The sequence below is a fragment of the Agromyces fucosus genome (genome assembly GCF_004134865.1).
GTDB classification, from domain to species: Bacteria; Actinomycetota; Actinomycetes; order Actinomycetales; family Microbacteriaceae; genus Agromyces; species Agromyces fucosus.
This window is the reverse complement of record NZ_SDPO01000002.1, coordinates 411,580-433,937: the sequence shown is the minus strand read 5'-3', so window position 1 is coordinate 433,937 and position 22,358 is coordinate 411,580. Positions and strand designations below refer to the sequence as shown.

Sequence of the window (22,358 nt, the reverse complement as noted above, 5' to 3'; positions counted from 1 at the left end):
GACGAACATTGGGAGGCACGATGACCACCGCCGATCTGCTCGGCAAGCTGCTCCAGGTGGTGATGGGGCTCGCGGTGTTCGCCGCGGTCGTCGGCCTCCTCATCTTCTTCATCGACAAGGCTCCGAAGAAGGGCCGAGACTACTGGCAGCTGGGCCTCTTCCTGCTGCCGGCGATGCTCTTCATCGCCATCGGGCTCGTGTACCCGGCGATCCGCACGAGCCTCCTGGCGTTCCAGGACTCGAGCGGTGACTGGACCCTCGACAACTTCGTCTGGACGTTCACGCAGCCGGCAGCCATCCGCACGCTGATCAACACGATCATCTGGGTGCTGCTCGTGCCGACCATCTCGACGGCGGTCGGCCTCGCCTACGCCGTGTTCATCGACAAGTCACGGGGCGAGCGCTACTACAAGGTCATCCTGTTCATGCCGATCGCGATCTCCTTCGTCGGCGCCGGCGTGATCTGGCGGTTCGTCTACGAGTACCGCGGGGGCGACCGCGAGCAGATCGGCCTGTTGAACGCCCTCGTCGTCGCGGCGGGCGGCGAACCGGTGCAGTGGTTGCAGACCGACCCGATCAACACCTTCCTGCTCATCGTCGTGATGATCTGGATCCAGACCGGCTTCGCCATGGTGCTCCTGAGCGCGGCGATCAAGGGCGTGCCGACCGAGCAGATCGAGGCGGCGCAGCTCGACGGTACGAACGGCTGGCAGCGCTTCCTCAACGTCACGGTGCCAGGCATCCGCGGCGCGCTCGTCGTGGTGCTCACGACGATCTCCATCGCGACGCTGAAGGTCTTCGACATCGTGCGAACGATGACCGCCGGAAACTTCAACACGAGCGTCATCGCCAACGAGATGTACACCCAGGCCTTCCGGGCGAGCGAGGTGGGGCGCGGTTCGGCCCTCGCACTGATCCTCTTCGTGCTCGTGCTGCCGATCGTCGTCTACAACGTCAACGTGCTCCGCAAGCAGAGGGAGATCCGATGAGCAGCGTCGCCCCCGCCGACCTCCCGGTCGGTGAGAACCTCGGCTCGATCGAGGCCGCCGAGCGCAGTGAGTACGGCTCCAAGACCGCACGCGTGAAGAAGCGGCTGACCTCGCGCACCGCGACGATCATCTCGCTGATCATCGCGGTGCTCTGGACCATCCCGACCTTCGGGCTCCTGGTCTCGTCGTTCCGGCCTGCCGAGCTGATCCGCACCACGGGCTGGTGGACGATCTTCCAGAACCCGGGCTTCACGCTCGACAACTACCGCGACGTGCTGTTCTCGACGTCGTCGGCATCGCCGCAGCTCGGTTCGTACATCGTGAACTCGATCGCCATCGCGCTGATCGCCACGCTGATCCCGCTCGTCTTCGCGTCGATGGCCGCGTACGCGTTCGCGTGGATCCGCTTCAAGTGGGTCAACTGGCTCTTCATCTTCGTGTTCGCGCTCCAGATCATCCCGCTGCAGATGGCCCTCGTGCCGCTGCTGCAGATCTTCTCGACGTGGCTGCGGCCCATGCAGGCCTGGTTGCACGACCTGGTGCCGATCATCCCCGAGCAGAACTACCTGCCGCTGTGGCTCGCGCACTCGATGTTCGCGCTCCCGCTCGCGATCTTCCTGCTGCACAACTTCATCTCCGAGATCCCGTCCGACGTCATCGAGGCGGCGCGGGTCGACGGCGCCACGCACGGGCAGATCTTCTTCCGCATCGTGCTGCCGCTGGCGACACCGGCGCTCGCGTCGTTCGCGATCTTCCAGTTCATCTGGGTGTGGAACGACCTGCTCGTCGCCCTCATCTTCTCGGGCGGCACGCAAGACGTCGCTCCACTGACGCAGCGGTTGGCCGAGATGGTCGGCACGCGCGGGCAGGACTGGCAGCGACTCACCGCGGCCGCGTTCATCTCGATCGTGATCCCGCTCGGCGTCTTCTTCGGGCTGCAGCGCTACTTCGTGCGCGGCCTGCTCGCGGGCTCCACCAAGGGCTAGGCGAGCCGAGCGCGAGCGGATGCCGCAGGCTGTGGCCTGCGGCATCCGCTCGCTCTGCTCCGGGCGAACGACGGCGGCGGCCAGCGGGGCGCGGCATAGGCTCGTGCCATGAGCATGCACGGGGGAGCGCCGCGAGGCGGCGGAGCCGGCGGCGGACGCGGAGCCGGAGGCGGTGGAGCCGGCGGCGGTGGCGGGCCTCGTCGGGGGTTCGCCGTCGACGAGGAGGCGCAGCGCGCGGCGAACGCCGAGGCGCCGCAGGTGCCGAACCTGCTCGGTCGCATCGCCGAGCTCTTCGCCCCGCACAAGGTCGCGCTCGGCACGACGGTCGTGCTCGTGCTGATCGGCGCCGGGCTCGCCATCATTCCGCCGCTGCTGACCCAGCGGGCGTTCGACGACGGTCTCTTCCCGGTCGACGCGAGCGGCGAGGTCTCCGGCCCGAACCTGCCGGTGCTCATGTGGCTCGTCATCGCGATGATCGCCGTCTTCATCGTCTCGGCACTGCTCGGCGTCTGGCAGACGTGGCTGACGGCGACGATCGGCAACAACGTCATGGGAGCCCTCCGGGTGCGGCTGTTCACGCACCTGCAGGCCATGGAGCTGAGCTTCTTCACGCGCACGAAGACGGGGGTCATCCAGTCGCGGCTGCAGAACGACGTCGGCGGCGTCGCCGGCGTGCTGACGAACACCGTGTCGAGCGTGCTCGGCAACACCGTCACCGTGATCTCGGCGTTCATCGCCATGCTCATCCTCAACTGGCAGCTCACGATCATCGCCCTCGTGCTCATGCCGTTCATGGTCATCGCCCAGCGCCGGGTCGGGCAGGTGCGTGCGCGTATCGCGGGGAAGACACAGGAGTCGCTGTCGGAGATGACCGCGATCACACAGGAGACGCTGAGCGTCTCGGGCATCCTGCTGTCGAAGAGCTTCACCCGGCAGAAGAGCGAGATCGAGCGGTACTCCGACGAGAACCAGAACCAGATCCACCTGCAGGTCAAGCAGCAGATGACGGGCCAGTGGTTCTTCGCGATGGTCAACATCTTCATGTCGTCCATTCCCGCGATCGTCTACCTGGTCGCGGGCTGGCTCATCGCCGGCGGCGCAGCGGATGTCACGGCGGGCACGATCGTCGCCTTCACGACCGTGCAGGCGCGCCTCCTGTTCCCGCTCATGGGGCTCATGCGCGTCGCGCTCGACCTGCAGACGTCGAGCGCCCTCTTCGCGCGCATCTTCGAGTACCTCGACCTGAAGCCGGCGATCGTCGACCGGCCCGACGCGAGGCAGGTCCCTTCGACGGGCTCGGGGAGCGAGGGGCCCCTCGGGCGCGTCGAGTTCGACGAGGTGTCGTTCCGCTACCCCGATGCCGACGACGACTCGCGGCCGACGCTCGACGCCGTGAGCTTCACGATCGAGCCCGGTCAGTTCGCGGCGTTCGTGGGCCCGTCCGGAGCCGGCAAGACCACGGTCTCGTACCTCGTGCCGCGGCTGTACGAGGCATCCGGCGGCGTCGTGCGGTTCGCGGGCGTCGACGTGCGCGATCTCGACCAGGAGTCGCTCATCTCCCACATCGGCATCGTGAGCCAGGAGACATATCTCTTCCACGCGACGATCGGCGAGAACCTGCGGTACGCGCGGCCCGATGCGAGCGACGCCGAGCTCGAGGCCGCGGCGCGGGCGGCGAACATCCACGAGACGATCGCCTCGTTCCCCGACGGCTACGACACGGTCGTCGGCGAACGCGGCTATCGGCTCTCGGGCGGTGAGAAGCAGCGCATCGCGATCGCGCGGGTGCTGCTGAAGGACCCGGCGGTGCTCGTGCTCGACGAGGCGACGAGTGCGCTCGACACGATCTCCGAGCGCGTCGTGCAGCAGGCGCTCGACGACGCCGCACGGGGTCGCACGACGATCGCGATCGCGCACCGGCTCTCGACCGTGGTCTCGGCCGACGTCATCTTCGTCGTCGTCGCCGGGCGCATCGTCGAACGGGGGACGCACGCCGAACTCGTCGTCGCCGAGGGCGTCTACGCCTCGCTGTACCGCCAGCAGGAGGAACGGTCGGTGCTCGAGTCCTGAGCACGTGCAGCGGCGATTCGGGGGACACGACTTCGACGGCGCCTCTTGCGATCGGGGCACCCTGCGCCGCTAGAGTGTGGAGCATCTTGCCGGGGGGCCGAGAGGGGCGACGTGTCGACGATGGAACGTGGGGCGCCGTCCGAGGCATCCGCTGACGACGGCGACGCAGCACCGCCGCCGACCGCACCGACCGTGCCGAGCCGCGCGCCGCGCGAGCGGAAGCCGCGCACTTCGAAGCCTCGCAGGGTCGGCCTCAGCATCCAGTCGAAGCTGCTCATCATGCTGCTCGGGGTGAGCCTGATCTCCTCGATCATCGTCGGCGTCATCGGCTTCGTCAGCGGCCGCGAGTCGCTGCGGGCCGCCGCGGTCGACCAGCTCACCACGATCCGCGAACTGCGCACGGGTGAGCTCGAACGGGTCTTCGGCGGGGTGCAGACGGGGGTCACGCTCGACTCGCGCAACCTCAGCGCCCAGAACGCGTCGGTCGCCCTGAACGCGGCGTTCGCCGAGGCGCAGTCGCGCCCGCTCGACGAGGCGCAACGGGCGGAGCTCGAGGCGTACTACGACGACGAATTCAACGCCGCACTGTCGGCTCGCGCCGGCGGCACCTATGCGGCCGGCGCATTCATCCCGGAATCCGTCGCCGGCCAGTATCTGCAATACCAGTACACCTCGAAGTCCTACCGGTTCCCGGGCGGCGAACTCGACTTCGAGGCCGCGATCGACGCGGGCGACGCCGGGGACGGCAGCCCGTGGTCGGCCGCACGCGAGCGGTACCACGACTACTTCCAGCGGATCATCGCCGCCTCGGGCTACGACGACGTGCTCTTGCTCGACACCGAGGGCAATGTCGTCTACACCGCCTACTCCGGGCCCGATCTCGGCATGAACATCATGACGGGGCCGTTCAAGGACTCGCAGCTCGCGGATGCCTACCGCGACGTGATGGCCACCAATTCGGTCAACGCGCTCGCCACCACCGACTACGAGCGGTACATCCCGTCGCTGAACGTGCCCGCGATCTGGGTGGTCTCGCCCGTCGGCAACACCGAGCGGGTGACCGGCGCCCTGGCGGTGCAGATTCCCATCGACATCATCAACGACGTGCTCACCGGCGATGAGCGCTGGAAGGAACAGGGACTCGGCGACACCGGCGAGGTCTACGTCGCCGGCAGCGACGACCTGATGCGGAGCAACTCGCGGCTGCTCATCGAGGATCCGCAGGCGTTCGAGAAGCTCGCGGTCGCGAACGGCACACCCTCGGAGCTCGCCGAACGCGAAGTCGAGGTCGGCGGCACCGTACTGTTGCAGCCGGTCACCACGGAGTCGGTCAGGCTCGCCCAGCAGGGCAAGTCGGGCACGACGATCTCGAGAGGCTATCTCGGGCGCGAGAACATCACCGCGTACACCCCGGTCGACATCGACGGGCTCAACTGGGTCGCCGTCGCACGCATCGACACCGAGGAGGCGTTCGCGCCGGTCACCGACTTCACCCGCAACCTCGTGATCTCGACACTCGCGATCCTGCTCGCGGTGAGCGTGCTCTCGATGCTGCTCGCCCAGGTGTTCACCCGGCCGGTGCGCCATCTCTCCGAGGCGGTGCGCCGGGTCGCCGGCGGCGATCTCACCGTGCAGGTGCCGGCCGGCTCGCGCGACGAGTTCGGCGACCTCGGCAACGCGTTCAACGACATGAGCTCGAGCCTGCGCATCAAGCAGGAACTCATCGACGAGCAGCGCATGGAGAACGAGCGCCTGTTGCACACGCTCATGCCCGAGACCGTCGCGAAGCGCTATCAGGACGGCGAGGAGACGATCTCCGAGGTGCACCAGGACGTCTCGGTCATCTTCGCCGAGCTCATCGGCTTCGACGACTTCACGGCATCGCTGTCGAGTGAGGACGAGCTCGCGCAACTCAACTCGCTCATGCGCGGCTTCGACGAGGCGGCCGAGCGCACGGGCGTCGAGAAGGTGCGCACGCTCCGCGGGGGATACCTCGCGAGCTCGGGCCTCATCGTGCCCAGAGTCGACAACGTCAGGCGAGCGGTCGAGTTCGCGACCGAGCTGCGCGCGGTCATCGAGCGGTTCAACGCGGGCAACGACGCATCCGTCGAACTGCGCGCCGGTATCGCGACCGGCACCGTGACGAGCGGGCTCGTCGGTCGCACGAGCCTCGCCTACGACCTCTGGGGCGACGCCGTGAACCTCGCCTACCGGGTGCGCAGTGTCGACGGCCGGCCCGGCATCTACGTGAGCCAGGCGGTGAAGGACCGCCTGCAGGACGGAGTGCGCATCGTCTCGGCCGGCACGATCGAGACGGCCGACGGCTCCGAGACCGTGTGGCGGGTGGAGTAGCCATGGATGAGCTCTTCGGCGAGGGATGGCTCTTCTGGGGCATCGTGCTCGCGCTCGGCGTGCCGGTGCTGCTCGTCGTGCTCACCGAGGTGCTCGGCTGGCTGACGCGTCGAGGCAGTGCCGCCGCAGGTCCGGTGCGGCTGCTGCGCAACTGGGTCGTGCCGGTCGGCGCGCTCTTCGGCCTGCTGATCTTCGCGATCCAGTCGCCAGCCGAGCAGGTGTGGGCGAGGGTCGTCGCCACGGTGCTCGGCTTCCTCGTGATCCTCCTGGTGCTCAGCGCCCTCAACGTCGCCCTCTTCGCCAACGCGAAGCCCGGCAGCTGGCGCGAGCGCATCCCGTCGATCTTCGTCGACCTCGGCCGGCTCGTGCTCATCGTCGTCGGCCTCGCGATCCTCTTCTCCTGGGTGTGGGACGCGGATGTCGGCGGGCTCATCGCCGCGCTCGGCGTCACGTCGATCGTCATCGGCCTCGCCCTGCAGAACGCGGTCGGCGGCATCATCTCGGGCCTGCTGCTGCTCTTCGAGCAGCCGTTCAAGCTCGGCGACTGGCTCGACACCGGCAGCGTGCGCGGACGGGTCATCGAGGTGAACTGGCGGGCCGTGCACATCGACACGGGCGCCGGCGTGCAGATCGTGCCGAACGCCTCGCTCGCGAACGCCTCGTTCACGAACCTGAGCCTGCCGACCGAACTGCACCGCGCGATCGCCACCGTGACCTTCTCGACCGACGACCCGCCGCACGAGGTCATCGACCTCGTCGTCGACGTGGCGCGCGGGCTGCCGATGGCGGCGTCGGGCGAGCAGCCCGCAGCCAGGTACCTCGGCGCCGCGAAGTACCTGGTCGAGGTGCCCGTCTCCGGTCCGGCGGCAGCGGATGACGCGGTGTCGCTCCTGCTCGCCTGGCTCTGGTACGCGGCGCGCCGTCGCGGCCTCTCACTGGACGGCGACTCGACGGACCCCGTCGCCGAGCCTTCGGCGCTCAGCGCTGCGCTCGAGCTCATCGCTCCGGCGTTCCGGCTCAGCGCCGACGACCGCGAGCGACTGGCGCCCTCGTGCCATCTCGAGCGGTACGGCACCGGGGAGGTCGTGCAGCAGCCCGACCAGGTGCCCGACGTGCTCAGGGTCGTCGTCGACGGGCGCCTGGCCCTGTCGATCGTGACCGATCGCGGTGCGATCGACTCGGGGACCGCGGACGTCGGCGAGTCGGTCGGGCAGACGGTGCTCACCCGCGAGCCGTCGTTCGTGCGCGCGGTGGCCGCCGAGGTGAGCACGATCCTCGTGATGCCCCTCTCCGTGATCGACGAGATCGTGCGCTCGAACCCGGCGGTGGCGCGGGACATCGGCCAGGCGATCGAGAATCGCCGGCGCGCGGCATCCGACGCCCTCGCGGCCGCCGGCATCGTGCGCGGCGCCCTCGGCGGGCGGTGACGGGCGGGGCACGCCGGCGGAGGCCGGGCCGCGACGGGGCGCGGCGATCGGGTACCGCGATCAGGGGGAGAACCCTCCCCGGTGTCGGGACAGCCCCGTGGGCGGGCGGCCAGTCGATCGCAAATATGGTTGAAGACGAGCCGCCGCCCGTCGCGACCTCCGCTCGATTGGAACCACTGAGATGTCACGCACGTCGACCACGCCCGCCAGGCTTCGCCCGCCCCTGGCGACGGCGCTCTTCGCCCGCCGCACCTGGAAGGAGTTCGCCTTCATCTGGACGGCGCTGCCCGTGGCGATGCTGGAGCTCTGCTACCTGTCGTTCGCGTTCCTGCTCGGCCTGATCGCCGCGCTCAGCTACGTCGGCATCTCGATCGCCGAGGCGTTCGCGGCCGGTTCGCGCAAGCTCGGAACGCTCTCGATCCGGCTCGCGAGGCACCAGCTGGGCCTCGAGATCGCCGATCCGCCTTCGCCGTCGGCGGGTGCGACCGACGCCGACTGGGCGACCCGAATGCGCGGTCTCGCCACCTCGCGAACCATCGGCTTCCCGCTGCTGCACCTGCCGCTCGCCGTGCTCAGCTGGGCGGGTTCCACGATCGTGCTTGCGCTCGGGGCCGGGCTCTCGACGGAGTGGCTCGTGCAGCTGCTCGGGCCGGGCCGGGTGCAGATCTTCGGCTACGTGGCCGACACCCCCCTCATGCACGTCGTGTTCACCGTCGCGGGCGTGCTGATCCTCCTCTTCGTCTGGCCCGCCGTGAACCGGGGCCTCGCAGAATTCCACGGAAACGTGATCGCGCGCATGCTCGGACGCACGCCCGCCGAAGAGCGCATCATCGAGCTCACGAACTCGCGCCGCGTCGCGGTGACCGATGCCGATGCCACCCTGCGCCGCATCGAGCGCGACCTGCACGACGGGGCGCAGGCGCGCCTCGTCGGGCTCGCCATGTCGCTCGGCGACGCCCATGAACGGCTCGCTCGTGGCGACGACCCCGAGACGGTCGTGGCACTCGTCGAATCGGCGCGCACCGCTGCCACGTCGACGCTCGCCGAGCTGCGCGACCTCGCGAAGGGCATCCATCCGCCGGTGCTCGACGCGGGGCTCGAGGCTGCGCTCGCCTCAGTGGCGGCGGGTTCGCCGGTGCCGGTCGAGCTCGACTGCCGCATCGCGGGCCGGCCATCCGCGGTCATCGAGACGATCGCCTACTTCAGCGTGCTCGAGCTGCTCGGCAACGTCGTGAAGCACTCGGGTGCGGGCCGAGCGGATGTCTCGGTCGTGCAGCGTGGGGACCGTCTCGTCGTCGCGGTCGCCGACGACGGTCGCGGCGGCGCCCACGTCGCCTTCCGCGACGAGTCGGGTTCGGGCACTGGACTCGCGGGTCTCACGGGACGGGCCCGGTCGGTCGACGGGACGCTCGCGGTCGAGAGCCCCGCGGGTGGGCCGACGCGCGTGACGATCGAGTTGCCCATGGTCGTCGCCTGATGCGCGTCGCCGTCGCCGAGGACTCCGCGATCATCCGCGACGGACTCGTGGCCCTCCTCGCGGGGCGCGGGGTCGAGGTGACCGGGGCCGTCGGCGACGGCGACAGCCTCGTCGCCCTGGTCGCCCAGGACCCTCCGGACGTCGTCATCTCCGACATCCGGATGCCGCCCGGTCACAGCGACGAGGGACTGCGCGCGGCGCTCCGCATCAAGCGCGAGCACCCGGCCACCGGCGTGCTGCTCTTCTCGCAGTACGCCGAGACGCGGTACGCCCGCACCCTGCTCGACGCGAGTTCCGAGGGGGTCGGGTACCTGCTGAAGGATCGGGTGGCGGATGTCTCGACCTTCATCGAGTCGGTGCGCCAGGTCGCGGCCGGCCACGTCGTGCTCGATCCCGAGGTCGTGACCTCGCTGCTCGGTCGGCGGCGCGCCGATGGGCCCCTCGCCATGCTCACCGACCGCGAACTCGAGATCCTGCGGCTGATGGCAGAGGGGCGATCCAATTCGGCGATCGCCGTCGCACTGTTCCTCTCGCCGGGCACCGTCGAGAAGCACATCACCTCGATCTTCGGCAAGCTCGCACTGCCGGCCTCGTCGGACGACCACCGCCGGGTGCTCGCGGTGCTGCGCTTCCTCGCGGCGGGCAACGCCTCGGCCGAGTGAGGCCGAGAGCTCCAGCGGTGGGCTAGCTGCGCTCGGCGAGCATGCCGGTCATGAGGTCGATCTCCGATGTCTGGCTGTCGACGATCGACTGCGCGAGCGCGACGACCACGTCGTTCGACGAGCGCGCGAGCACCGCGTCGGCCATCTCGACCGCGCCCCGATGGTGGGCGATCATGAGCTCGAGGAAGCGGCGTTCCGCCTCCACGCCGGTGAGGCCGCGCAGCTCTTCCACCTGAGCCGGTGTCGCGAGCCCGGGCATGGGCGCGCCGGGCACGTGGGCGCCGGGGTCTGCCGTCGCGTGGTCGTCGTGACCGGCGGCGCCGTCGATCGCGGGGCGCGTCATCCACGTCATCGACGGCTCGGAACCCGCCTGCGAGAGTCCCCATTCGGCGAGCCATCCGTACATCTGGCCGGCCTGCTGCGCCTGCGTCGTCGCGATGTCGTAGCCGAGCAGTCGCACCTCGGGGTCGTCGGTCGCGTCGCGCACGATCATGGCGAGCTCGACGCCCTGCAGATGGTGCACCTGCATGTCGCGGGCGAAGCCGGCCTCGGCGCTCGTGCTCGACGGCGTGGGCTCGGCGAGGGTCGAGAGGCGCCCGATCGAGAAGGCCACGACGGCCACGACGATGAGGGCGACGGATGCCACGGCGATGACCGCCGCCCGGCCGCCACGGCGCCGCGCGGGCACAGGGGCGGCGGCGAGTTCGCCGGCAGCCTCGTGGTCGGCGCCGACTGGGCTCACCGGATCGGCGAGCTCCGTCACGACACCTTGCCGGGCGCGTCGTAGGCGCCCGTGCAGAGGGCCCCGGGCTCGGGCACGTTCTGGCTCTGCCAGTACTCCTCGAAGAACGCGGGGATGCGCTCGTCGTCGGCGCTGTCGAGGGCGAGCTGCGTGTTCCAGCCGCTCAGGACGATGGGCGAGTCGAGGCCCTCGAAGGGCGAGAGCACGACGTAGGTCGAGGGCAGGTGCGACTTCAGCGCCTCGAGCTCGTCGGTGGGCAGCTTGGGGTCGTACGTGACCCAGATCGCCCCGTGCTCGAGCGAGTGCACGGCGTTCTCGTTCGGCACCGGCTGCTCGTAGACGCCGCAGTTCAGCCACGCCTGGTTGTGCTCGCCGCCGGCGGGCGGGGTCTGCGCGTAGTCGACGACGCCCTCGACGTGGCCGGCGCCGTTGTCGAAGGTCTCGACGCCCTCGATCTTCGATCCGTCGCCACCGGCGCCGTACGAGACGGGCTGCGGGGTCAGCACGATCGACGTGATGACGATGCCGACCACGGCGAGACCTCCCACGACCGCCGACCAGATCCCGATGCGCCGGTTGCGCTTGGCCTTGGCCTCGCGCTTCTTGAACTCGGCCAGCTTGCGCTCGCGCTCAGCCGCGCGCTGCTGCTTGACGGTGTTCTGCTGCTTCACCTTGGGGGGAACGGGCGGGGTCGCGCTCACACGTAGGCCTCTCTCGCATGGTTGTCGCTTCAATCATATGAACGGCGCGAGCGTTCAGGCTGGGAGAACGCCGGGTCGAGGCATCCGATCGGTCCTTCGCCACGATCGCCCGACCGGATAGAGTGGCCTCGTGATCCTCTCGCTGTGTTGTCGCTGACGCCGACAAAACCGACGCCGCACGCACGCGCGCACGATCGATCGTTCGCCGCCCCCGTTCGCCGACCGGGCTGAACGAGCCGACAGCAAGGACCTCACCATGAAGTACGCAGACACCATCGTCGATCTCGTCGGCGACACCCCGCTCGTGAAGCTGCACCACGTCACCGAAGGCGTCACCTCGGCGACGGTGCTCGTGAAGCTCGAGTACCTGAACCCCGGCGGCTCGTCGAAGGACCGCATCGCGGGCCGCATCATCGACGCCGCCGAGCGCGAGGGCAAACTGAAGCCGGGCGGCACGATCGTGGAACCGACGAGCGGCAACACGGGCGTCGGCCTCGCCCTCATCGCGCAGCAGCGCGGCTACAAGTGCATCTTCGTCTGCCCCGACAAGGTCGGCGAAGACAAGCGCAACGTGCTCACGGCCTACGGCGCCGAGGTCGTCGTGACGCCGACCGCCGTCGCGCCCGACAGCCCCGAGTCGTACTACGGGGTCTCCGACCGGCTCGCCCGTGAGATCCCCGGCGCGTTCAAGCCCGACCAGTACTCCAACCCCAATGGGCCGCGATCGCACTACGAGACCACCGGCCCCGAGATCTGGCGCGACACCGAGGGCGAGATCACGCACTTCGTCGCCGGCGTGGGCACCGGTGGCACGATCACCGGCACCGGACGCTATCTCCGTGAGGTGTCCGAAGATCGCGTGCGCATCATCGGCGCCGACCCCGAGGGCTCGGTGTACTCCGGCGGCACCGGCCGGCCGTACCTCGTCGAGGGCGTGGGCGAGGACTTCTGGCCGACGGCGTACGACCCCGCGGTGCCGCACGAGATCATCGCCGTCTCCGACGCCGAGTCCTTCGACATGACCCGTCGCCTCGCACGCGAGGAGGGCATCCTGGTCGGCGGCTCGAGCGGCATGGCCGTCGTCGCGGCGCTGAAGGCCGCGGCATCCGCCGGCCCCGACGACGTGTTCGTGGTGCTGCTGCCCGACGGCGGCCGCGGCTACCTCGGCAAGATCTTCAACGACAAGTGGATGCGCGCCTACGGCTTCTCGAACGCACCGGCCGGCCACACGATCGCCGAGCTGCTCGCCGCGAAGGCCGACCGCACGGCGCCCCTCGTCTACGTGCACCCGAACGACACGGTGCGCGAGGCGATCGACCGCATGACCGAGACGGGCGTCTCGCAACTTCTCGTGCTGACCGCCGAGCCGCCCGTCGTGCTCGGCGAGGTGCTCGGCGCACTGCACGAGGAGACGTTGCTCGACCTCGTCTTCTCGGGGCAGGTCAAGCTCACCGACAAGGTCTCGGGGGTCGTGGGGGAGTCGCTGCCGCTCATCGGGGTCAATGAGCCCGTGGCATCCGCTCGCTCGTCGTTCGGCACGACGCCCGCGATGCTCGTGACCGACGGGGGCAAGGCGCTCGGCGTGATCACGCGCACCGACCTGCTCGCCTACCTCTCGGCCTGACCGGCCCGGGTACATCTGCACCAGACGCTTCTCAGGAGAGACACATGCACGACCACGCACGCTTCGACACCCGCGCGATCCACGCCGGGCAGGAGTTCGATCCCACCACCGGCGCCGTCATCCCGCCGATCTACCAGACCTCGACCTACGTGCAAGACGGAATCGGCGGCCTCCGCGGCGGCTACGAGTACTCGCGCGGCGGCAACCCCACGCGCACCGCACTCGAGACCCAGCTCGCGGCCCTCGAGGGCGGCGAGCTCGGGCTGTCGTTCGCGTCGGGCCTCGCCGCCGAAGACGCGCTGCTGCGCACCGTGCTCGCACCCGGCGACCACGTCGTCGTCGGCAACGACGTCTACGGCGGCACGCATCGGCTGATCCGCCGCGTGCACGGCGCCTGGGGCGTGCGCCACACGACCGTCGACACGAGCGACCTCGACGCGGTGCGCGCGGCGATCGAGCCGTCGACGAAGGTGCTCTGGATCGAGACGCCGTCGAACCCCCTCATGAAGATCTCGGATGTCGCGGCGCTCGCCGAGCTCGGCCGCACCGCCGGCGTGCTCGTGGTCGTCGACAACACGTTCGCCTCGCCCGCGCTGCAGCAGCCGCTCGCGCTCGGCGCCGACGTCGTCGTGCACTCGACGACGAAGTACCTCGGCGGCCACTCCGACGTCCTCGGCGGCGCGCTCGTGTTCGGTGCGGGTCTCGGCGACGCGACGGGCGCCGGCTCCGGTCGTACGGAACTCGCCGACCTCGCCGAGCGCGTGACCTTCACGCAGTTCGCGGCCGGTGCGGTCTCGGGCCCATTCGACGCGTTCCTGACGTCGCGGGGCATCAAGACCCTCGGGGTCCGCATGGAGCGGCACAGCTCGAACGCCCTCGCGATCGCGCGACGCCTCGAGGAGCACGCCGGCATCGAGCGCGTCTTCTATCCGGGCCTCGAGTCGCACCCCGGCCACGAGCTCGCCGCCCGGCAGATGTCGGGCTTCGGCGGCATGCTCTCGATCTCGCTCGCGGGCGGCGGCGAGGCCGCGCGCCGGTTCGCCGAGTCGACCGAGCTGTTTCAGCTCGCCGAGTCGCTCGGCGGGGTCGAGTCGCTCGTCAACTACCCGTCCGAGATGACGCACGCCTCGGTGAAGGGCACCGAGGCCGAGGTGCCCGAGTCGATCGTGCGACTGTCGGTCGGCATCGAGGACGTCGCCGACCTGCTCGCCGACATCGACGGGGCGCTCGCCCGCCTATAGCGGCATCCGCAGCCACTACTCGGCAGGCATTCGCGGTGGGAGAATGGGAGCAGGCGCCCGGTACGAACCGGCGCCGCAGGAGATGAGCTCTCATGGTCTGGTTCTGGATCACCCTCGTCATCGTCGGCATCCTCGCGATCATCCTGTTCTTCATGTCGGTGAAGATCGTCAAGCAGTACGAGCGCGGTGTGGTGCTGCGCTTCGGCCGATTGCACAGTGTGCGCGAGCCCGGCATCCGGTTCATCATCCCGATCGTCGACGTGATGACCAGGGTGTCGCTGCGGATCGTCACGCTGCCGATCCAGTCGCAGGGCATCATCACGAAGGACAACGTCACCGTCGGGGTCTCGGCCGTCGCCTACTACCGCGTCGCCGACGCGGTGAAGTCGGTGATCGCGATCGAGAACGTGAAGGCCGCGATCGAGCAGATCGCCCAGACCACGCTGCGCCGCGTCGTCGGTCAGCACCACCTGGACGAGACGCTCGCCGACACGGCTGCGCTGAACGCCAACATCCGCGAGATCCTGGATGTCACGACACTCGACTGGGGTGTCGAGGTCACGCTCGTCGAGCTGAAGGACATCCTGCTGCCCGACTCGATGAAGCGCGCGATGGCGAAGCAGGCCGAGGCCGAGCGCGAGAAGCGGGCGAAGATCATCGCCGCCGAGGGGGAGTCGCTCGCTGCCGAGCAGCTCGGCGTCGCGAGCGACACGATGATGTCGCATCCGCTCGCCCTGCAGCTGCGCACCCTGCAGACGCTCGTCGAGGTCGGGGTCGACAAGAACACGCTCGTCCTGTTCCCGGCGCCGCTCATGGCCTCGATCGGCGAGCTCACGAACTTCATCGACCGGGAGGCGGCGGTGGCGCAGGTTCGGCGCGCCTGAGGCGCTGGCAGTATTTCGATGAAGTGTGTCATTCCTGCCAGCGGCGAGCGTCGGCGGGATACCCCAGAATGAGCGAGTGACTTCGAACCAGACCGCCGTCGCCGCCGGCGCGGCTCCCGCCGGCTCCGCGGCATCCGGCGCCTCGGCGACTGCTGAATCCGTGCCGCACCGCGGCAGCCTCGGCCTCGTGCAGGGCACGGCCCTCTACATCGCGAGCGTGCTCGGTACCGGCATCCTGGTGCTGCCCGGCCTCGCTGCCTCCGCCGCCGGACCCGCCTCGATCGTGGCCGTCGCCGCCGTGCTCGTGCTGTCGATTCCGCTCGCCGGCACGTTCGCTGCGCTCTCGGCGCGCTACCCCGACGCCGGCGGCGTGGCGAGCTTCGTTCGCCGTGCGCTCGGCGGCACCGCCGCCCGGATGACCGGGTACTGGTTCTACTTCGGCGTCTGCGTGGGTGCGCCCGTGCTCGCCGTGCTCGGCGGCGAGTACGTCGTCGCGGTGCTCGGCATCGACCGGTCGGCCGTGCCGATCATCGGCTTCGCCGTCTTCGTGCCCCCGTTCGTCATCAACTGGTTCGGCGTTCGCGTCGCCGGGTGGGTGCAGTTCGTGCTGACCGGCCTGCTGATCGCCGTCGTGGTGGGGGTCGTGGCAGCCACGTTCCCCGCGGTCGAGGTCTCGAACTTCGAACCGTTCCTGCCCAACGGCTGGAGCGGGGTGGGCGTCGCGATCAGCCTCTTCGTCTGGGCGTTCGCCGGCTGGGAGGTCGGCACCCACATCGCGGGGGAGTTCAGGAACCCCCGGCGCACCATCCCGCTCGCCACGGCGATCGCCGTGGCCGTCGTGGGTGTCGCCTACCTCGCGTTGCAGTTCGTCACGGTCGCGGTGCTCGGCGATCGGGCGGGCGACAGCCAAGTGCCCTTGCTCGATCTCGTCGAGACGACCGCACCCGGCATCGGTCCGGTGCTCGTGGCGATCATCGCAGCCATCGTCACCGTCGGCGTCATGAACGCCTACCTGCCGGCGTTCGGCAAGCTCGGCGCCGCGCTCGGGCGCGACGGCGACCTGCCCAAGTTCTTCGCCAAAGGCGCCGCCGACGGCGAGGTGCCGCGCCGTGCGCTCGCGCTCACCGGAGTGCTGATCGTCGTCTACTTCGGGCTCATGCTGCTGAACGACCTCGACCTCACCGGGTTCATCCTCATTCACACGAGCAACATGGTGGCGATCTATGCCGCGGGGATGCTCGCCGCGACCCTGCTGCTGAAGCGCTGGTCGTTCGGCTGGTGGCTCGCCGTCGTCGCGACCATCATGACCGCGGGGCTCCTCGTGCTCGCATGGGCGAACCTCGTGGTGCCGCTCGTGCTCGCCGCTGCCGCGGTGCTCGTGACGGTCGTGCGCCGCGTGCGCGCCCGTCGCCGGGGCGTGGCGATCGCAGCACCGATCGCCCATCCCGCCCCCGAGGAGCACGCATGACCGAGTACCGCGCCCACTTCGACGCCGACATCGCCTTCGTCAACGGGGGAGGGCTGCGCGCCGAGGCGTTCCGGCTCGACCTGCCGTCGCCGCAGCTCAGCGAGGCCGAGATCGGCGAGCTGCTCGTGCGCCACCTCGGGCTCGCGCTCGTCGGCAGCGTCGAGCTCTCGAACCTCGAGATCGTCGAAGAGGCGCACAAGGGCTCGCGGGGCGTCGGCGGCGGTGTCGTCGGCGATGCGAACGAGCGCGGCGCCGAGGCATCCGCTGCGCCAGGCGACCCAGAGCGCACGCAGCGCGTGCGCCTCGTCGATCTCAGCCACGTGATCAGCGAGGGGCTCGTGACGTATCCGGGCATCCCGGCACCGGTGATCACTCCGCACCTCACGCGCGAGGCGTCCCGCGAGCACTACGCGCCGGGCACCGAGTTCGAGATCGACGTCATCGCGATGGCCGGCAACACCGGCACCTACCTCGACAGCCCGTTCCACCGCTACGCCGACGGCGGCGACCTCGCGAGCCTGCCGCTCGAGACGCTCGTCGGCATCCCGGCCGAGGTCTTCAGGTTGACGGATGCCGCGGAGCGCGGCATTCCCGCAGAGGTCTTCTTCGATCGCGAGCTCGAAGGCACGGCGGTGCTGCTGCACACGGGCTGGAGCCGGCACTTCGGGCGGCCCGAGTACGCGCACGGCTCGCCGTTCCTCACCGAGGCGGGTGCTCGGCATCTCGCCGACGCCGGTGTCGCGATCGTCGGCATCGACTCGCTCAACATCGACGACACCGAGTCGGGCGGCACGCGGCCGGCGCACTCGATCCTGCTCGCGGCGGGCATCCACGTGGTCGAGCACCTCACCGCGCTCGACGAGGTGCCGGTGCGCGGCGCACGCTTCACCGCGGTGCCGCCGCGCGTCGCGGGCTTCGGCACCTTCCCGGTGCGCGCGTTCGCCGAGGTGCCGACCGGCTGAGGGGTGCTCGCGGACTGAGTAGGCCCTCGGGCTTGGACCGTTCCGGGTCCCATATGCCAGTTCCCCCTCAGCGATGAGGGGGAACTGGCAGAGCGGTTCCGAGACTTCCGATGCCGAGTTCTTCGTTCCTCCATGGATCCGGCGGGGCGTCGTGTCTGGCATCCGGTGCTCTCGTGCGTGAGGATGGACAGATGATCGCACCCGCGTACGCACTCCGCGACGGCAACACGATTCCGGCGATCGGACTCGGCACCTACGGGCTCGACGACCAAGCGGGTATCGACGCGATCACCGCGGGCATCGCCGACGGCTACCGCCTCATCGACACGGCATTCAACTACGGCAACGAAGAGGCCGTGGGCGAGGCGATCCGCCGCACCGACGTCGATCGCAGCGATCTCGTGATCACGACGAAGCTGCCCGGCAAGCACCACGGCTTCGACGAGACGATCGCGAGCTTCGAGCAGTCGCGCATGCGCCTCGATCTCGACTGGGTCGACCTGTACCTCATCCACTGGCCGCTCCCGCGCCTCGGCAAGTACCTCGAGAGCTGGCGGGCGATGATCTCGCTGCGTGAGAAGGGCCTCGTGCGGGCGATCGGCGTCTCGAACTTCACGCCCGAGATGCTGACCCGGCTCATCGACAGCACGGGCATCGTCCCGGTCGTGAACCAGGTCGAGCTGCACCCGTACTTCCCGCAGGAGGAGCTGCGCGCCTTCCACGACGAGCACGACATCCGCACCGTGAGCTGGAGTCCCCTCGCCAAGCGAACCGAGTTGCTGCAGGAGCCGGTCATCGTCGAGATCGCCGCCGCCCACGGCGTCACCCCCGCGCAGGCGGTGCTGCGCTGGCACGTCGAACTCGAGGCGGTGCCGATCCCCAAGTCGTCGGATGCCGCGCGCCGGCGTGAGAACCTCGACATCTTCGGCTTCGCGCTCACGACCGAAGAGGTCGACGCCATCTCCGCGTTGTCGCGCGGGCGCATCTGGGGCGGAGACCCCGACACGCACGAGGAGTTCTGAGCGGCGGCCCGGGTCCCGTCGAGCCGAATTCACCCCGCGTCCAGCCGCTGTTTCGCGGCATCCGCGAGTCTCATCGCATGACTCCACTGTTGAAGGGTGCCGCGACGGCATCCGTCGCCGCACTGCTCCTCGTCGCCGCCCCCGCAGCATGGGCCGCCGCGCCCGGCTCCGTCGGTGGGGACCCGGCCGTCATCACGACCGACAACGAGACGCCGGTGCTCTACGACGACGAGGCCGGCGGCAACGCGGTCGGCGACGACCCGGCGATCTGGGTGCACCCGGGCGACGCCGACGAGTCGATCGTCATCGTCACGGCGAAGGAGGGCGGCCTCCGCGTCTACGACCTCGAGTCCGACGAGCTGCAGTCGCTGCCGGCAACGGTCGCGCCGCGCGCCGACGGCACCGAGGGCCGGTACAACAACGTCGACATCGCCTACGGCGTCGAACTCGACGGCGAGCTCGTCGACGTGGCCGTCGTCTCCGACCGGTACAACGACCAGCTGCGCTTCTTCACGATCGACCCCGAGGGTTCGGATGCGGAGACCCCGCTCGTCGAGGTCACCGCGGCCGATCAACCGTTCCTCTTCAGCGCCGACCGTGCGACCGTCGACGAAGGGCAGACCGCCTACGGCCTCGCCGTGTGGCAGCCTGCCGCCGGTGATGACGCGTACGCCGTCGTCACGCAGGAGGGCGCCACGACCCTCGCGACCGCCCGCATCGTCGAGATCGACGGCGCGCTCGGCTACGACGACGTCGCCACGACCGACATGCCGGCCTCGTTCCCGCTGCCCGACGGCACGACCTGGACACCCTGCGACGAGCCCGGCATCGAACCGCACCTCGAGGGCCTCACCGTCGACCAGCGCACCGGCGTGCTGTACGCGGCGCAGGAGGATGTCGGCCTCTGGCGCATCCAGCTCCCCTTCGGCACGGCTGAGCCTCGGCTCATCGACCGGGTGAAGGACTACGGCGTCCACGACGCGTACGACCCCGAGACCGAGGAGTGCGCACCCGTCGACGCTGACGACGAGGGCTTCGGCGGCTCGGTGCTCGAAGCCGACGCCGAGGGCGTCGACCTCTACTACGGCCCCGGGGCGACCGGGTACCTCATCGTCTCGAGCCAGGGCGACGACACCTTCGCCGTGTACGAGCGTCAGGGACGCAATCGCCTCGTCGGCACGTTCGGCATCGACGGCGTCGACGGTGCCGATGAGATCAACGGCTCCGATGGGCTCGCCGTCACCAACCGCGTCGTCGGCGACTACCGAGAGGGTCTCCTCGTCACGCACGACGAGCCCGAGACCGGCGAAGGCGTCGACGGCGAACGGGATGCGACGAACTTCTCGTACGTCGACTGGGCCGACGTCGCGGAGGCACTGCACCTGAAGATCAGCACCACGGCGGGCAACGATCCGCGCTTCCGGTAGCTGAACGCACGGATGCCCCGGGCGGATGCTTCGGCGCTCGGGGCATCCGCTTGAGTTCAAGTCCCCTTGAAGTCGTAGGCTCGACAGGGTGACCTCCGAACCGACTGCTCCGACGCCTGCGCCGCCCTCGACCGACGAGTCGACGGATGCCTCGACGGTGGCGGGTGCCGCGGCATCCGCTGCGCCGGCCGGGCCGGTCGCCGCCTCGGGGCCGCTGTCGAAGCCGTACCGCTGGCTGTCGATCGGCATGTTCTCGCTGATCTTCCTCGCCGCATTCGAGGCGATGGCCGTCACGACGATCATGCCGCTCGTGGCCGAGCAACTCGATGGCGAGTCGCTCTTCGCCCTCGCGTTCGCGGTGCCGCTCGCCGCGGGCATCATCGGCATGGTCATCGCGGGCAACTGGACCGACCGATCGGGGCCGATCCCGTCACTGCTGGTGTCGGCGGCGCTGTTCGTCGTCGGCCTCGTGATCGCCGGCACCGCCGTGAACATGGAGGTGTTCATCGTCGGCCGCTTCGTGCACGGCCTGTCGGGCGCCGCCGTCATCGTGCCGCTCTACGTGATCGTCGGTCGGGTCTACCCCGAGGCGCTGCGCGCCCGAGTCTTCGCGGGCTTCGCCGCCGCGTGGGTGATCCCCTCGATCGTCGGCCCGGCGCTCGCCGGCGTCGTCGCCGAGACATTCAGCTGGCACTGGGTGTTCCTCGGGGTCATCGCGCTCGTCGTGCCCGCCGCCGCCATGATGCTGCCGCCCGTGCTGCGCGTGCGCTCGCAGGTGCAGGGCGACCCGTCGGTGGAGTGGAGCATCAGCCGCGTGGGCTGGGCGGTGCTCACCGCGGCCGCTGCGCTCGGGGTCTCGCTCGCGAAGGAGCTCGGCGACCCGTGGCGGTGGGTCGTCGCGATCGCGGCGATCGCCCTCGCCGCGTACGCCGCTCGGCCGCTGCTGCCGAAGGGAACCCTGAGCGCCGCACGTGGCATGCCGGCGACCGTTCTGCTGAAGCTCATCGTGGCCGGTGCCTTCTTCGGCAGCGAGATCTACCTGCCGTACCTGTTCATCGAGAACTACCACTTCTCGCCGAGCCTCGCGGGCGCGGTGCTGACCGGTGCCGGCGTCTCATGGGCCGCGGCGTCGTGGCTGCAGGGCCGGCTCGATCGCGTGTCGAACACGCAGGCCGTCGTGATCGGCACGATCCTGCTCGCCGTCTCGCTCGTGATCGTGCTCGTCGTCGCCCTGTTCACGCTCGCGCCGGCGATCGCCTTCGTCGCGTGGACCCTCGCGGGCGGGGCGATGGGCTTCATGTATCCGAGGTTCTCGGTCGCGGTGCTCGCACTCTCGCCGGTCTCGGCGCAGGGCTTCAACAGCGCGGCGCTGACGATCTCGGAGTCGCTCGGCGCGGCTATCGCGCTCGCGATCACGGCACTCATCTCGAGTGCACTGGGATCCGGCATGTTCGCGGCCGACTTCGCCGTGACCGCGGCGATCGCGATCGTCGCGGTGCTCCTCGCGTCGCGCGTGCGGCCTCGCCGGGAGGCATCCGTCAGCTGACGGAAGGCCGGCGACCCGATACGGCTGACGGAAGGCCGGCGGCCGGATACGGCTGACGGATGTCTCGGTGCGCCGCCGCGCTCGTCGAGGTGCGCTCAGCCCCGGTCGCCGGCGGCCGGACGCGGCGCTTCGAGGCTGCGCCCGAGCAGGAACTCGAGCATCGGGATCGCCGCCTGTTCGAGCACCGGGCCGTGTCCGAACTCCCAATCGGCGTCGGAGGCCCGCAGGGTGTGCCCGTTGATGACCGCGCGGATGGGAGTGGGCGCCTTCGCGGCGAGGTAGAGCGCCACGGCTCCGCTCGTGCGCTCGGGCAGCGCGGGAGCGGTTCCGACCTCGTGGGCGAGCATGAGATGCGCGGCCACCGCACGGGAGAGGAAGCTGATGCGCGCAGGCCGACCGAGGCGGATCGCGACGGCGAACCCACGGAGCCGGTCGGCGGGGGCCGCTGCGGCGGGGTGCGCGGAGTCGGGTGTCGCAGCGTCGCTGGCAGTGGTCGGCCCCGGTGCCGGATGACGGCGCGTGCTCACGCTCTCGAGGAATCCCTCGGCGAGACGAGTCCCGGCATCGTCGTCGAGTTCCGCCGCCTCGAGCAGGACCGCTGCGCGGTCGATCACGTCGGCAGTGGCATCGCGCCAGTCGGACGACACGTCGGACTCCCGAGCGCGGTCGCCCTGGCTGAGCGGGAGATAGCGCATGAAGTCGGCCACGTCGGGTCCTCAACGGTCGGGGTCCGCACCGATCCGGTGCTGGCAGCACGATACCGCGAGCGAGCGCGTAC

18 protein-coding genes are annotated in these 22,358 nt (G+C 69.9%); 15 read left to right on the top strand and 3 right to left on the bottom strand.

Annotation, left to right across the window (positions count from 1 at the left end; translation table 11 throughout):
* Positions 1-20 precede the first annotated feature (20 nt).
* From ESP57_RS07755 to ESP57_RS07725, 7 genes are all read left to right on the top strand, one after another.
* Positions 21-989 (top strand): carbohydrate ABC transporter permease, encoded by a 969-nt coding sequence (locus tag ESP57_RS07755; RefSeq protein WP_056005567.1) that lies wholly within the window; start codon positions 21-23, stop codon positions 987-989.
* Complete coding sequence (locus tag ESP57_RS07750; protein ID WP_056005565.1) at positions 986-1,975, top strand: carbohydrate ABC transporter permease; 990 nt, start codon at positions 986-988, stop codon at positions 1,973-1,975. The genes ESP57_RS07755 and ESP57_RS07750 overlap by 4 nt, the downstream gene beginning before the upstream one ends.
* 114 nt (positions 1,976-2,089) lie before the next feature.
* Positions 2,090-4,045 carry an ABC transporter ATP-binding protein gene (locus tag ESP57_RS07745; protein ID WP_056007610.1) on the top strand — a complete coding sequence of 652 codons (1,956 nt, stop codon included), beginning with the start codon at positions 2,090-2,092 and terminating at the stop codon, positions 4,043-4,045.
* Between the two features lie 120 nt (positions 4,046-4,165).
* A complete protein-coding gene (locus ESP57_RS07740; protein WP_056005562.1) occupies positions 4,166-6,397 on the top strand; it encodes an adenylate/guanylate cyclase domain-containing protein in 2,232 nt (743 codons plus the stop codon).
* A gap of 2 nt (positions 6,398-6,399) precedes the next feature.
* Positions 6,400-7,824 carry a mechanosensitive ion channel domain-containing protein gene (locus tag ESP57_RS07735; protein WP_056005558.1) on the top strand — a complete coding sequence of 475 codons (1,425 nt, stop codon included), beginning with the start codon at positions 6,400-6,402 and terminating at the stop codon, positions 7,822-7,824.
* 181 nt (positions 7,825-8,005) lie between these two features.
* A complete protein-coding gene (locus tag ESP57_RS07730; protein ID WP_129231148.1) occupies positions 8,006-9,301 on the top strand; it encodes a sensor histidine kinase in 1,296 nt (431 codons plus the stop codon).
* Entirely contained in the window at positions 9,301-9,963 is a 663-nt protein-coding gene (locus ESP57_RS07725; RefSeq protein ID WP_129231147.1) for a response regulator transcription factor, read from the top strand. The genes ESP57_RS07730 and ESP57_RS07725 overlap by 1 nt, the downstream gene beginning before the upstream one ends.
* Positions 9,964-9,985: 22 nt before the next feature.
* On the opposite strand, the gene ESP57_RS07720 is transcribed toward ESP57_RS07725, so the two are convergent.
* A complete protein-coding gene (locus ESP57_RS07720; protein WP_243648451.1) occupies positions 9,986-10,726 on the bottom strand; it encodes a DUF305 domain-containing protein in 741 nt (246 codons plus the stop codon).
* A complete protein-coding gene (locus ESP57_RS07715; RefSeq protein ID WP_129231146.1) occupies positions 10,723-11,406 on the bottom strand; it encodes a DUF3105 domain-containing protein in 684 nt (227 codons plus the stop codon). The genes ESP57_RS07720 and ESP57_RS07715 overlap by 4 nt, the downstream gene beginning before the upstream one ends.
* Positions 11,407-11,662: 256 nt before the next feature.
* On the opposite strand from ESP57_RS07715, the gene ESP57_RS07710 reads away from it, so the two are divergent.
* The 8 genes from ESP57_RS07710 (at position 11,663) to ESP57_RS07675 (ending at position 21,580) form a co-directional block, all read left to right on the top strand.
* Positions 11,663-13,030 carry a cystathionine beta-synthase gene (locus ESP57_RS07710; RefSeq protein ID WP_129231145.1) on the top strand — a complete coding sequence of 456 codons (1,368 nt, stop codon included), beginning with the start codon at positions 11,663-11,665 and terminating at the stop codon, positions 13,028-13,030.
* A 44-nt stretch (positions 13,031-13,074) separates the two neighbouring features.
* Complete coding sequence (locus tag ESP57_RS07705; protein ID WP_129231144.1) at positions 13,075-14,271, top strand: cystathionine gamma-synthase; 1,197 nt, start codon at positions 13,075-13,077, stop codon at positions 14,269-14,271.
* A 92-nt stretch (positions 14,272-14,363) separates the two neighbouring features.
* The gene (locus ESP57_RS07700) at positions 14,364-15,155 is read left to right on the top strand and encodes a slipin family protein (protein ID WP_056005542.1); all 792 of its coding nucleotides are present in this window, start codon (positions 14,364-14,366) and stop codon (positions 15,153-15,155) included.
* Positions 15,156-15,231: 76 nt separating this feature from the next.
* Positions 15,232-16,623, top strand: coding sequence for an APC family permease (locus tag ESP57_RS07695; RefSeq protein ID WP_243648450.1), 1,392 nt, complete (start codon positions 15,232-15,234; stop codon positions 16,621-16,623).
* Positions 16,620-17,585: a cyclase family protein gene (locus tag ESP57_RS07690; protein WP_129231143.1), complete on the top strand. Its 966-nt coding sequence runs from the start codon at positions 16,620-16,622 to the stop codon at positions 17,583-17,585. Before ESP57_RS07695 ends, ESP57_RS07690 begins: the two co-directional genes overlap by 4 nt.
* 191 nt (positions 17,586-17,776) lie before the next feature.
* On the top strand, positions 17,777-18,607 hold the full coding sequence (locus tag ESP57_RS07685; RefSeq protein ID WP_115958682.1) for an aldo/keto reductase: 831 nt from the start codon (positions 17,777-17,779) through the stop codon (positions 18,605-18,607).
* A 77-nt stretch (positions 18,608-18,684) separates the two neighbouring features.
* Positions 18,685-20,034 (top strand): phytase, encoded by a 1,350-nt coding sequence (locus tag ESP57_RS07680; RefSeq protein ID WP_129231142.1) that lies wholly within the window; start codon positions 18,685-18,687, stop codon positions 20,032-20,034.
* 88 nt (positions 20,035-20,122) lie between these two features.
* Positions 20,123-21,580, top strand: a complete 1,458-nt coding sequence (locus tag ESP57_RS07675; protein WP_243648449.1) for an MFS transporter — start codon at positions 20,123-20,125, stop codon at positions 21,578-21,580.
* A 95-nt stretch (positions 21,581-21,675) separates the two neighbouring features.
* Here ESP57_RS07675 and ESP57_RS07670 read toward each other — a convergent pair whose 3' ends face one another.
* The gene (locus tag ESP57_RS07670; RefSeq protein ID WP_129231141.1) at positions 21,676-22,287 is read right to left on the bottom strand and encodes a hypothetical protein; all 612 of its coding nucleotides are present in this window, start codon (positions 22,285-22,287) and stop codon (positions 21,676-21,678) included.
* Positions 22,288-22,358: the final 71 nt, after the last annotated feature.